General features: G+C 48.0%; 6 protein-coding genes. 1 reads left to right on the forward strand and 5 read right to left on the reverse strand.

The features are described from left to right. Window positions 1-27 precede the first annotated feature (27 nt). The 3 genes from fabV to LG201_RS04800 all read right to left on the reverse strand — a co-directional run bounded on the left by fabV (window position 28) and on the right by LG201_RS04800 (window position 3,848). Complete coding sequence (gene fabV / locus LG201_RS04790; protein ID WP_226771021.1) at window positions 28-1,224, reverse strand: enoyl-ACP reductase FabV; 1,197 nt, start codon at window positions 1,222-1,224, stop codon at window positions 28-30. A 152-nt stretch (window positions 1,225-1,376) separates the two neighbouring features. Then, a complete protein-coding gene (locus LG201_RS04795; protein ID WP_226771022.1) occupies window positions 1,377-2,570 on the reverse strand; it encodes a multidrug effflux MFS transporter in 1,194 nt (397 codons plus the stop codon). Between the two features lie 78 nt (window positions 2,571-2,648). Then, window positions 2,649-3,848 (reverse strand): class I SAM-dependent methyltransferase, encoded by a 1,200-nt coding sequence (locus tag LG201_RS04800; RefSeq protein WP_226771023.1) that lies wholly within the window; start codon window positions 3,846-3,848, stop codon window positions 2,649-2,651. A gap of 174 nt (window positions 3,849-4,022) precedes the next feature. Between LG201_RS04800 and LG201_RS04805 the strand changes: the two genes are divergently transcribed. Continuing rightward, window positions 4,023-4,643, forward strand: coding sequence for a phosphoadenosine phosphosulfate reductase domain-containing protein (locus tag LG201_RS04805; protein ID WP_226771024.1), 621 nt, complete (start codon window positions 4,023-4,025; stop codon window positions 4,641-4,643). A 24-nt stretch (window positions 4,644-4,667) separates the two neighbouring features. On the opposite strand, the gene LG201_RS04810 is transcribed toward LG201_RS04805, so the two are convergent. Together LG201_RS04810 and LG201_RS04815 are read right to left on the reverse strand one after the other, a co-directional pair. Continuing rightward, window positions 4,668-6,065 carry an HlyD family type I secretion periplasmic adaptor subunit gene (locus LG201_RS04810; protein ID WP_226771025.1) on the reverse strand — a complete coding sequence of 466 codons (1,398 nt, stop codon included), beginning with the start codon at window positions 6,063-6,065 and terminating at the stop codon, window positions 4,668-4,670. A 6-nt stretch (window positions 6,066-6,071) separates the two neighbouring features. Continuing rightward, the gene (locus LG201_RS04815; protein WP_226771026.1) at window positions 6,072-13,946 is read right to left on the reverse strand and encodes a calcium-binding protein; all 7,875 of its coding nucleotides are present in this window, start codon (window positions 13,944-13,946) and stop codon (window positions 6,072-6,074) included. Between the last annotated feature and the right edge of the window lie 23 nt (window positions 13,947-13,969).

The raw sequence follows: 13,969 nt of genomic DNA on the forward strand, positions 1-13,969 counted from the left end.
GCTTTTTTATTATCTAAACAACCTAGTTTAGACTGCGCTCAACTTAGCAATCGATACCTCGGGGTTCACATCTGCCTCGTAGTCCACGCCTTCAACGCCAAAACCAAACAGGCGCAGGAAGTCAGCCTTGTACCCTGCAAAATCAGTCAACTCATAAATGTTGTCATTCGTCACCTGATCCCACAATGCCACCACCTGGTTCTGGATGGCAGGCTCAAGTTCCTTGTAATCCGCACGTAAGCGCCCCTCTTCGTCAAGAATGGGGTGTTCGGCATAAAGACTATCTTTATATAGCCCGTAGACCTGCTCTATACACCCTTCATGTGTGCCGGCCTGTTTCATGACCTTGAATAACAAAGACAGATAAAGTGGCATCATCGGGATAGCCGAGCTTGCCTGGGTTACCAGGGCTTTGAGCACGGCAACTCGCGCATCACCACCCTTGGCGGCGAGGCTTGCACGTATATTCAGCACCCGATCATCAAGATCCTTCTTGGCAGCGCCGATAGTGCCGTTCCAGTAGATATCATGCGTGATCTTCTCACCCAGATAGGTAAAGGCTGTGGTTTTTGCGCCTTCGGCCAGGACACCGGCTTCTCTCAGCGCATCAATCCACATCTGCCAATCTTCACCGCCCATCACCGCAACGGTATTATCAATTTCCTGCTGGGTAGCCGCTTCAATGACGTTGTCCTTCACCACTTCCTTATCAGTATCCAGTCCACGTTGGCTAATGGTTTTGCCAATAGGCTTCAGCACGGAATTGAACACTTCACCCGTTGTTGGATGGGTACGACGTGGAGAAGCCAGACTGTATACCACCAGATCAACCTGCCCCAAGTCTCGCTTGATGATGTCTATCGTCTGTTGTTTGACTGCATCCGAGAAAGCATCGCCATTAATGCTATGCGCATACAGCCCTTTGGCTTCAGCAAACTGATGAAAAGCGGCTGAGTTATACCAGCCAGCAGACCCGGGTTTGCCCGCGTCCCCCGCACGCTCCAGGAACACCCCCAGGGTTGCAGCATCACTGCCAAACGCCGCGGTGATACGTGCGGCCAGGCCGTATCCAGTAGAGGATCCAATCACCAATACCCGTTTGGGGCCATGAGCCACAGCGCCTTGCTGCTGCACGTAGTCTATCTGTTGCTTGACATTGGCCTCGCAGCCTGCCGGATGAGCGGTGACGCAAATAAAGCCACGTACACGGGGTTTGATAATCATGCATACCTCACTAATAGGAAATCTGGATGACAACGCGCTGCTAGCAGCATATGTCAGAAAAGGCCGTATTATAAATGTCTACGCCAATTGTGGCTAAAAAAGCATGACGATGCAGTGAATCTCCCACTGATCTGACATCAGTCCCTGAAGATTCAAACCACCTGTTGTTGATCAAACAAATGGCTGCGGCGGATAGCCAGCCAACCCAGCATTAAATAAGCGGCCATGGCACTAGCCAATCCCAGCGGATGACTCCACACCAGTGGCACCACCATGCCAGCTGACACCGTAGATAACAGCATTTGCATGAATGCCTGGCCTGAAGCCGCAGTACCACGTATCTTGGGGTGGCAATCCAGCGCACTCACTGAAAGTATGGGCATAACAAGCGCCATGCCAATCGTAAACAAGGCAATAGGCAATATATTCAGGCTTGCATGAATAAAGGGCAACGCACTAACCGCCACGTTGGCAGCCGCAAGCACGGCCATCCAGCCATAAGCAAACTTCAAGATTGTCTGCGGAGAAAACCTGCCAGCGACACGCTTTGCCAGTAAAGAGCCGAATACGCTGCCGCACACGGTAGGGATAAACATATAGGCAAATTGCTGCGATGTCAGCCCCAGTTGCTGAATCAGGAATACCGGGCTGGCAAGTACATATAGGAAGAAGGCCGAGAAAGTGGCGCCAATGGCAAACACCAACAAACTGAATTCGCGATGACTGAACACTTGCTGATAATTCTGTATGACGCGCCTGGCAGACAGTGGCTGGCGCTTTTCCACTGGCATGGTTTCTGGCAGGTATTTTATTGCCGCCCACAACGCAAAGGCTGCATAGAGGGCAAGAAAAGCAAAGATCGCCTGCCAGTGTATGCCTAGCATGACCCCACCGATAATGGGAGCGATGGCAGGCGCAATCACGAACAGCATTTGCACTGTGGCCATCACACGTTGTGCCTGCACGCCTTCAAACAAGTCACGCACCATGGCGCGTGCCACTACATTGCCCGCCCCGCCGGAAAGTCCCTGCAAAATGCGGAATACCCAGAGCGTTTCTACATTGGGCGCAAACACACAGCCTATTGATGCCAGGATAAAAATACTCAATCCCCAGCGGATGGTGGCGATACGCCCAATCGCATCACTGATAGCGCCATGAAACAATGTCATGAATGCATACGGCAAAAGATACAGCGTCAGGCTATGCTGGATATCGACAGTAGAGGCATGCAGGTCATGCTCCATCATGGGGAAGGCCGGCAGATAGGTATCAATGGCAAAAGGCGCTAGCGCAGTCAGTGCAGCCAGCACATACACCGTAAGTATCGAGGAAGTACGCATCATGAATGGTCAGCCAGTCAATTGCGGCATGACCGCATCATCAAAGAAATATAGGCTAGGAATTATACGCGCTCAAATGTGCTATACGGCATAGACATGCTGACGGTTATAAGGATAGTCCAGATGACCGTCGGCATGAGGCTTGCCTGCGAGAATCTGGAAAAGCGCTAGCCAATTGCGATCAAAAGAAAATGCAGACCCTGCCATATAAATGCGCCATATGCGGTAATTGCGCTCCCCTATCAATTGCACAGCCTCCTCACGGTGAGCTTCCAACCGCTCTACCCACGCCCATAAAGTCTTGCCATAATGCGGGCGCAGATTTTCGGCATCCAATGGCTCCAGGCTTGCGGCAGAAAGTTCCGCCATGACCTGGGACACATGGGTCAACTCACCACCGGGAAATACATAATCGTTAATAAATACTCCAATCTCGCTACCGAGGCCGCCACTCTTCAGGGCCACAGATGTGATACCGTGGTTCATCACCAATCCCCCGGGCCTGAGCAGGCGAAATATCTTATCGAAATACCGTCGCAGATGACGTCGCCCCACATGCTCAAACATACCGACACTGGCAATCTTATCAAAGGACTCATCCTCAGGTAGATCACGGTAATCCATTAACCGCACCTCCACCCGGCCTTGTAACTGACGTCGCTGTATTTGGGCTGTCACGTAGGCATGCTGGTTTTCAGATAAGGTGATACCGACGGCGTCTACACCGTATTGCTCCACGGCCCTCAACATCAACCCACCCCAACCGCAGCCAATATCCAGCAGATTCTCACCCGGTTTAAGCATGAGCTTGCGACAGATATGATCCAGCTTTTGTTGTTGCGCCACCTCCAGACTATCATCCCAATTTTCAAAATAGGCACAGGAATAGATACGTTGCTGGTCCAGCCATAGCCCATAGAAATCATCAGACACATCGTAGTGATAGTGGATATTGCGTCGATCTCGGCTGCGTGTATGCCGCCACCATCGCCAGTCCTTGCGGGATTCTGCATGAGCACTGGCATCTGTACCGCAGTAGGCCTGGCCCAGCGAGAGAATATCCTTGGCACTCCCCAGCAAGTCGACCCAGCCCTCCACATAAGCACGGGCCAGGCCGCCCAGTGTGGGTTGGGCGAGAATGCTAAGCACCTTGGTATCGTTAACCAGAATAGTTACTTTGGGATCAGGATGATCAACCACAGCCTGCTCACCCCATCTCACCGATACAGGCAAACCCGTCAGACTCCGTTTTATCTGCTGATGCAATATGGCAGTAAACACCTTATCCCCTTCAACCCTATGAATCCATAGCCTATTGCATCATAAAACCAAGCGCAACCTCAGAGCTGCTTGAATATTAATGGACCAAAGTCCATATTGAGATAAGCGAGCTTTGTTACAATATCACCTTACGCAAGCTGACATGGTCAGCACATCCCTAGATTGGAGCTTTACATGGAATTGGATCTGGAAAAAATCAATGCAGAACTTGGTCACCAGGCTGAAAAACTGGTGGAATGGGCATTAAACCTGAACAAAAAAGCGATCTGCACCACCAACTTTCGTCCATTTGAAGCCGTTATTTTGCATATGGTCGCCAAGGTCAAGCCCGAGACCCCTGTGATCTGGATGGACAGTGGCTACAACACAGAAGCCACCTACCGCTTTGCTGACGAAGTCAGCAAACAGCTTAACCTCAACCTCACCATCTATCTGCCCAAGCGTTCGCGCGCACATCGTGAAGCCATTGATGGCCTAGTGCCAGACCTGGATGATCCTCGACATGCCGCATTTACTGAAGAAGTAAAACTGGAACCCTTTACGAGAGCCTTGCGTGAAACCGCGCCCGAGGTCTGGTTCACTGCGCTACGTGCCACAGATACCGCAGTGCGAGCCCAAATGGACCCCGTCAGTATCAATCCGGATGGCCTGATCAAGGTAGCTCCGCTACTGCACTGGACCTCCAAAGACCTATACCAATACCTGACCGCCAATAATCTGCCCAACAACTTCGACTACTTCGACCCCACCAAGGGTGAAGAAAACCGCGAGTGCGGCTTACACCTGGCGCATTAACAATGCTAATGGAGAGCGACTGTTTCAGCGCTCTCTTGCAGCCTCATGGAAAGCCTTCCTGACTGGCGACAAGACATACTCCATGATGGTTTGATCAATCAGCTTGATTTCCGCTGCCACTTGCATCCCCGGTGCCAGCGTTAAATGGTCACGATCAAATACAAGATGTTGTGACTGAAGTTTGAGAAGTGCTCGATAAGAGAACTGTGCACTAGCAGGTTGAGACGCTTCAGCTCCGGTCTGTTGATTATTATTGCCAGAAGATCGATCAGTGGAATCAGCACTCAGCTGCAACACTTCGCCTGTGACCATACCGTATTTCTGGAAAGGGTAAGCCATCAATTTCAGCTGGACTTCCTGGCCTGTTCTCACAAAACCAGCATCAGTATTCTTGACCCACACTTCAGCCAGCAACTGTTCATCATTTGGCACCAAAGTCATGAGGACAGTGCCCGGTGAAACAACAGTGCCAGGCGTATGGGTAGCCAAGTCCTTGATAATGCCGGATTGAGGAGCACGAAGCTCCAACAGGCTATTACGGTGGGCCTGCTTGGCCCATTCCTGGTCCAAGCGCTGTACCTCGGCATAGGTGCTGACGCGCTCAGCCTCAAGCTTGCGTTTGTAATCAGAAATAATCTGGGAAATCCGTCTTTCAGATTGCAGGATGTTGGCTCTCAGGCTTTCTGCATTGTATTGCTGGGCATGGAAGTCTTGCTCTTTTTCAATACGCTCGCGTTGTTTGTCCAGCACCATGAGGCTCCCGACAAACCCTACCTTACCGAGTTTTTCATAAGCAGCTTCCTGTACTTTATAGCTAGGCAGGGTTTCCTCCAGCTTGCGCTGTAATTCCAACGTGGCAGCCAAGTCATACTTGGATTTTTGTAACGCCGCTTTTTCGGTTTGGATACTGTCATCCAGTGCAAGACGATTAGAGTGATACTCTGAAAGAATGCGAGAAAACAACTCAGGTGAATCCTTTGACTGCCTCTCTAATGGACGATTATGGATTTCAGCCTCCACCCTGCGCAACTCCAGCACTTTGTATTCACGCGCCTGCTGAATAGATTTGCTATCAGCCTCCGAAATATTGGCATCCATGCGTACCAGCACTTGTCCCGCTTGCACATGCTGACCGTCACGCACCGAGATTTCACGTACGATGCCCGCCTCTGCGGGTTGAACAATTTTAAGATAAGTGGAAGGAATCAGTTTGCCCTCGGCAACAGCAACAACATCGAGGCGGCCAAACATCGCCCATACAATCAGGGCAAGTAATAAGAGCAATAGGCCCCTCAATACCATTCGCGGTAAAGGAGAAGGCAATTGCTCCTGGATTTGCAGCAGCCCTGGTGCAAAGTCCAGAGCCTGCTGCGATACCGGCCTCTCTGCGGAAGCCTTTGCTTGCTTAAAGGATGGCAACATCAACCACTATCCCAATTTGACAGCGTCTGCTTGCCAGGTGCTGGACGCATTGAGTGTTTGCGCACTCTGACCAAACTGCGTTGAGCTGATAACGTTTTGCGCAGCCAGCAAACCAATACCCGTCAAGTTACCATTCAGACCGTATTGGTAGGCCAAATCACCACCTATTGCAACGGTATCACTCCCGCCAAGATGGAAGCTTAGTAAGGCATTAGTCAAAGACCAGCTAGTCAGGTTACTATTTACAGCACGGGCCGCATCAAACTGATTCACCAACCCTGCAAAATTGAACCGCTCAACTTTGTTATCCAACAGCGTATTGCTACCACCGGCATCAAAATCAGTCATCGCTTCAGCAATCACCTGCAAGTTAGTCACGGATCGGTTGTTGGTCGAGGCATACCAGTCCTTGAAGGTGATGCTGTCGGAACCGCTGACATTGAGGATAAGGTTGTTGCCAGATTTGCTGAAACTCAGGCTGTCATAGGAAATATCGCCTCCCAGGCTCAAGGTGTTGTCCAGACCGGTAGAGACATTGACGAGGTCCTGACCGTCACCAAGATTGAAGGAGATGATATCCTTACCGGAGCCAGTAGTCAGAAGATCATTGCCTTTGCCGCCAATTAATAGACCATTTTGCGCACCATCAGTGATGGTGTCATTGCCCTCTCCGCCAAAGAACACTTTGCGGCCACTGTTCCCGAATGAAACACCTAATGTGTCATCCCCATCGCCCCCATCAAGAATATCGTTTCCATCGTAGGTGTCGATCACATCATCACCGGCAAGGCCACGCAAGTAATCATTGGAGGTAGGGAAGCCCATAAAAATGTTGTCCGCTATCCAATCAGCACCTGCCGTAGAAGTATTGGCTTTCTTCCAGACATCCTGTGCTGTCCAGATCGTGCCATTATCAAACTTTACAGACTCTATCTTTAAGTTCGCACCACCCAAATGCCAAGCACCACCTGTCATGACCACGTAATTAGCATTGGGACTACCAAGCAGTTCACTCAACGAATTTACATAATCATGGGTTAGATAGATATGCTGCTGATCGCGGAATACTTTGACATCCTGTGAGGCAACACCATATCCAAATTGAATGGTGTCGTTGCCTCCAGTATCCATGATGATATTGGTTCCGTAATACCAGCCAATGTAATAGGTGTCGTCACCCAATCCTCCCTGCAGGAGATCATTGCCCCCTCCACCATTAATGTAATTATTCCCACTATTGCCCGTAATCGTATTCAATTCAGAATTAAAGCCCCCATACGCATCAATATCATCGTCACCAATGAGGACTAAATTTTCTACATTTGAGAAAAGAATATAATTACCTTCCTCATCATGGAAACTGCCTATGCCATACGTTACAGAACTATAAATGGTATCGTTCCCTTGCCCCTCATATTCATAAACGACATCAAATATAGAATCAACATAATAAACATCATCCCCAACACCACCATACATTAAATCATTACCTTCCCCACCATTTAATGTATCATTTCCCGTTCCCCCATCCAGAATGTCATCTTCACTCCCACCAATTAATTGATCATCACCCGCTTCTCCTCTTAGTAAGGTAGGAGTATTCATATCTGCTTGAAGTAGGTTATTTTGAGAATCACCAATAACCTTGTTATCACCAAATAATGTCAAATATTTTGTTTTCCATAAAACAGGACCATGCTGCGAGGAAAATTCCGCGCCCATTAACACAGGAGCATCAGGATTATTGCTATACCATCCAAGCATTCTTAGACTATCAACTCCATTTACATGGCTGATTACAAGATCATTTCCTTGGCGATCTACTGTCAAACTCTCAGCATCAACTCCGTCCCCTCCCTTGATCCAGCTTTTCCACAAATATGAAACTTGCTTTTCACCCATTCCCAACTCAAAGAAAACTCCCTCTGGAGAATCAGAAAAAGGATCAAATTCCGGCATTGGCGGTGCGATAGCCAACATATCCAACATAGATAATACTGTGCCATCAGAAAATTTAAACTTTTCAACCCCTGCACCAAGGAACCAATATAAACCAGTAGTCTCATCATCATCCTGTGGTAGATTGTGTAAATTCATGACAGGCATGACTATCCTCACATGATTATCATTCCCCCAACTAATATCCATAGTCCCAATAAAAGTGATTGCTTCGGATGCGTTGTTCCACAATCCTCCATTTGCTGGGATCTGGCCCCATGAAATAGAAATATTAGATAAATTTATTCCTTCACCAAACTCAACAGTATCTTGCTCACCTAAAACCCCAGCATCGTACAACAACTTAAGCTGCTCATAATCTATTGGTGAAATTTTCGGAAGTTCTGGCAATCCATCAGGAGAGCCAGTATTTCCATAATCAATAAATTTATTTGTCCAATTAGGTATGTTTAGTGATTGATAATACCAAGCAGCATATCTACTTAAATATGTATCAATATATATACGCTCTGTAGTCCCAGTATCAAAAATTACATCACGCCCCTCATCCTCGAAACGAATGAAATATGTATCTCCACCACCTCGTCCATCTAACCAATCATTACCATTTCCACCAATAATAATGTCATCAGCATTCCCGCCACTAATTTGATCATCCCCATCATTCCCATATAAAAACAACCCTAAATTCTTATCGGTAAATGGCTCCATGGTATCCGGGTAAAAACTTTGGCCGTAATTAGTCTCCCAGTTTATTTGCATATCCATATAAGGGCTAATATCAATGACATCATCCCCTGCACCTGCATCAATAGTTGCATAACCATTCAATAAGAAATAATCATCTTCTAATCCAGTTTCGATAATATCAACAGTTATTACCGTATCAAGCCTGTACTCTCTAGTAACGAAATTTGCCGGTTGTACCGTATACGATGATCCTAACTGGCCTCCTAGAGGAGTTATCCACATCCCATTTGGACCAAGTACAATATTGGTTCCCCCTGGGTATTTTTGACCAAAAGGTTGATCTGTTCCATATGGGATATATTGCAATTGGCTACCAACCTTACTACTTCCCACTCCAGATACTGTTTGAAGAGGACGTTGTTCATACGAAATCAATTCATATTCACTACTTATGAAATATGTTGGACGACTCTCTGCCCACTGCTCTTCTGTATTAGTGTATTTGAATTCCAGACTTTCGTATCGATATTCGGTAGTAAACTCAGTATTAGACTTATAAATAAATGTTTTAGTATATTTTCCCTCAGAATTTAGCTCATATCCTTGATTAGTTAATACTTCAGCATAGAGGGATTTAACTCTCTCAAGATAAATCTCCCTCATGCTTTCAATAGTTAAAATTTCTGGCGGAGCATTACTTATTAAATCATCTAGATCCATTAATAAATTATCTGTAGAATCTCGTACTTGCCAAAGCTGATTATCAGAGTAATAGTCCTTAATTATTACCCCATCAACCTTACTCTTAAAATAAAGAAAGAGATCGTCACCTTGCTGCCGATAATTCAAATCTGATACTGATACTCCTTGATCCAATTTTAAAATACTGGTTTCAATGGTACTGCCATCAACAATCGTATCAATGCCCATCCCTCGATGTAAAATGTAAGTATCTTTACCTACTCCTCCCTCTAGATAATCGTTATCCGAGCCACCATGCAATACATCATCACCTGCGCCACCGTACAGACTATCGTTACCTTGACCACCCCATAATTGATCATTCCCAGCCTGAGCCCGAATCACGTCATTTCCGAAACCACCCTCTAATTGATCATCATTAGCTGATCCCCAGAGATTGTCATCATTTGAAGTGCCATAAACCAGATAAGGCAGATTGCCAGCCGTGACAAGCTCCTCATGCGTCAACACAGAGCCATCGGCAAACAAATACTCTTGAATACTTCCAGCCAAACCATTCTTGATTGCGACACTATCGCCTGCAGTGCCATACTCAATATTCAGGTAATAGCTGCCATCCAGCCCCTGATATTGCCCAGCCTGGATAGAGGCTTTGGTAACTCCCTCTCCAAATACAATACGGTTGAATCCTTGAGTATCCTCGATAGCATCCTCGCCATCACCCAGCGAGAAATAATAGGTATCATTGCCCTCACCGCCGATCAACACATCATCGCCGGTACCGCCCGTGATCTGGTCATTGCCATGACCGCCATCCAGCGTATCGTCGCCAGCGCTGCCTATCATCCTATCCACAACCGAAGTGCCAGTCAGCGCTCCTGCTTGCAAGGCCACGATATCAAAACCTTTTTGCAGCAATAACTCCTCATGAGTCCATACTGTGCCATCTGCGAACTCGAACTTATCAATCGCCTTACCCTCAAGGGTAGATTCTTGAAAAAATCTCTTCAGCAGCAAAGTATCATTCGGGTCATCACCAACCGACACCTTGATCACATCCTGCCCATTTACTTTGGCAACGCTCAATTTAAGGTCATCAACCGTGATACCAGCCCCAAATATCACCCGGTTAGGGGTCGGCTGGTCGTCGTAATCTATTTGCCCGCCAATGTCATCAATGAGGTCTGTTCCATCCCCGATATGGTAGTAGTATCTGTTATTGCCGCCACTACCGATTAGAGTGTCATTACCGCGCCCCCCGGAAATGTGCGCGTCTCCGCCGTAGCTTCTCAAGTAATCATTATTGGCTCCTCCCATTAGAGAAGCTTCTGCTTGACTCACAGTAATATTGAGTGCAGTCGCCAAGCTGGATCCAACCACCTCGCGCCAGCTCAATACGCTGCCATCGGCAAAGCTGGCCTGGCTGATCGCACCATCGGCAATAGCGATATGATCATTCTCAGAATATGAAAGCAGGTGATATCCTTCGCCTGCATTCTGCAACCCCAATGCATCTTTGCTGATGCCAGCACCAAATTTCAGGCGATTACTGCCGCTAGTGTCATCAATGCCTTCAAACAAAAAGTCGGGGCCTGCCGGACTGTCGCCCAAATTGAATACATACGTATCGTTGCCTGCACCGCCATCGAGGTAATCGATGCCAGCCCCGCCAGTCAATTCGTCATCCCCGTCATCGCCATAGAGGATATCGTCGCCATCGCCGCCATTCAGGATGTCATTGCCGCCTCCCCCCTGTAACTGGTCGTCGCCCGCTCCCCCGATCAAGGTATCCCGGCCATCGCCACCTACTAGATAATCCTCTCCTGCACCTCCATCAAGATAGTCATCCCCCGTCCCGCCATTCAATGTATCGCTGCCAGCTTCACCGTAGAGATGATCATTCCCGCCATTGCCAGATAACCGATCATCACCATTGCCGCCATAGAGCCAATCATCGCCTTCATCCGCACCGCTGGTGTTCGCGGGGTCATCGCCTACGAGTACATCATCCCCATCCCCACCATAGAGCACATCGCTGCCTGCCTCACCAAACAACACATCGTTGCCTGTGCCTCCATCCAGGTAATCGTTGCCCACGCCGCCAAACATCCAATCGTCACCAGCCCCGCCATACATGAGGTCATTACCTCCCTCGTGCGAACTCTGGAAATCGACGTTTGCAAACTGATGCTCGTAAAGGTTGCCATCCTGGCCAGTCGTCACCACCCGGCTCACAGACCAACCCGCCTGTACATTGGTCGCAATCCCGTCGCCATACATGTTGTCATCGCCACCACCGCCGATCAGCGCATCGTGTCCGTGGGAGCCGTTCAGGAAGTCATTGCCTGCATCACCGATCAAGACGTCATCGCCCAGACCGCCATCCAGAAAATCTCCTTTTAGGCCACTAGCCTGCTGGGTCTGGTTCAAGATCAAGGCATCTTCCAGGGAGATTTCCTGCTGCGCATAAAGGTAATCATCACCGGCATGCCCGAACAGGCGGTCTTGTCCATCGCCGCCAATCAAGATGTCATCACCCTCGCCCGCCAGAATCTGGTCGTTGCCTGCACCGCCATCCAACTTGTCATCGCCGCCGCGGAAATCCTCAATGTGATCATCGCCTGCCAGCCCAAGGATATGGTCGTTCTGAGCGCTGCCATATAACACGTCCGCACGGCCTGGTGCTTCCGTCGAAGTGACAATGAGATTGCCCAGTTCATCGGTTGATGTCGTGTTCAAGGGAGTCAGGTCGCCGCGAATCTCACGGTCATAAGTAGCCTGCGTAGCGTTGTCGTCAAACAGCCGGATGCCGAAATCGCCATCCTCGAAATCTTCACCCAATTCGAGAATGCTGCCGTCGGGCATGGTGATTTTCCAGGGGGAGTTGTGGCTCAAGGTAGCAACCCCGCCACTTGGCAAGGTAAACTGCCATTGATTGCCTTGCTGTGTGGCTGCAATGAATGCGCCAGCAAGTGTTATATATTGCACAGACCCATCAAGGCCACGATATTTGATCCAGCCCTTGCGATCGCTATCAATGATAGTGTCATGGTCACCACTGTTGAAAATATAGGTATCAACCCCTTCACCGCCAATCAGTGTGTCATTGCCCAATCCACCATTGAGTACATCGTTGCCTGCCCCGCCGTAGAGAACGTCATTACCACCTCCGCCTACCAACATGTCGGCTGTGCTTCCACCCAGCATGAAGACAGCCTGATGATTGGTGACATTAGCCTCGATAACGCCATCGCTGGTTTTGACATACCACTTATAGTCAAGCACACCAGAGATATTCACCTTGGCATACTCGCTTCCCATCACGCTTTGCAAGCCTGCCAGCAGCAAAGCATCGCTCAGACGGTCAGGACTATTGATATGATTGAAATCAAATCCAATACCGCCACCCGAAACTTCATAGAAGGATTGGGTAAACCCGTTATCCATGAAGTAATAATCTTCAATCAATGCAGCAATCAATGCCTGATTGAATGCGGAGTTATTAAGCGCCACCTCTCCATTGATTTTTAGTGCATCAAGCGCAAACTGATGCAACATGCCATTATTATGATTGACCCCAAGGTTGACTTGATCTTTCAACAAGTGCGTCAGGAAGTCTTGATCATCTAAGGCAAGATTTCTGGCATATAAATTGGTATCAAAAATATGACTAAGTAGTGTTGGCAACTGAACCGTGCTCAACCTGAAGTTTTCTTCCAAAGCCAGTGCAGCATGCAAAACAATCGAATGTAAATCAACTGATCCTGCTCCATCATTGCCAATCTGAATTGGCGTATTACTGCCATTAACAAATAAAGTATCGGCAAAATACTTGTTCAATACCTCCCCACTCACATAATGGCTGGCAACATTTGCCTCTCTTGCATTAAATACAACATCATTCCTGAATAAGGTTTGGGTAGGTTGTCCGGGGATGCCAGTAGGCGGATTATCTTGGCGGATGAGTAATTGATCCATCGTGTTTCTTATGCCTGGATCCGTGATCAATGGGTTATCAATCAACCCTTGAATAATACCTAGATTGGCAATTGAGGCAGCGAATGGCGCATTGGCAAACACTACGGCAGGTTCATTAACCAATACTGATACTAGGGAGGCCAGGCCGGCACCTAATGAATGTCCTGTGAAAGAAATTTCAATATTGGGATTTTCCGTGTTGAGATAGGTAGCCTTTATTTCCTTATAAAACAGAACGGCGGCAGTTAATTGCGCAGAGCCGAATCCTAAGCCAAGCCTGATATCTGTTGATATATCCGATACAGTTTGACCATTATTAACTCCAATCAGAAAGTCCGTACCCTTAAATGCGATGACGATTTGATCGCCTTTTTGGTATGCGCTGGCTGAAAATCCATTACTTAACGGATCGCTTTCCATATTCGATACTGATTCAGGTAGTTTTACCCAGCCTAATCCACCTACATCAAGTAGGTTAAGAGGCCCGCGAGCATCATTGTAAACATGGGCCGCCAAAATGGCATAAACTTCATCATTTATACGATTACTCATTACCTTTTCCCTTCCCTATTTAC

Origin of the sequence: Methylobacillus gramineus (genome assembly GCF_020532675.1) — a bacterium.
GTDB classification, from domain to species: Bacteria; Pseudomonadota; Gammaproteobacteria; order Burkholderiales; family Methylophilaceae; genus Methylobacillus; species Methylobacillus gramineus.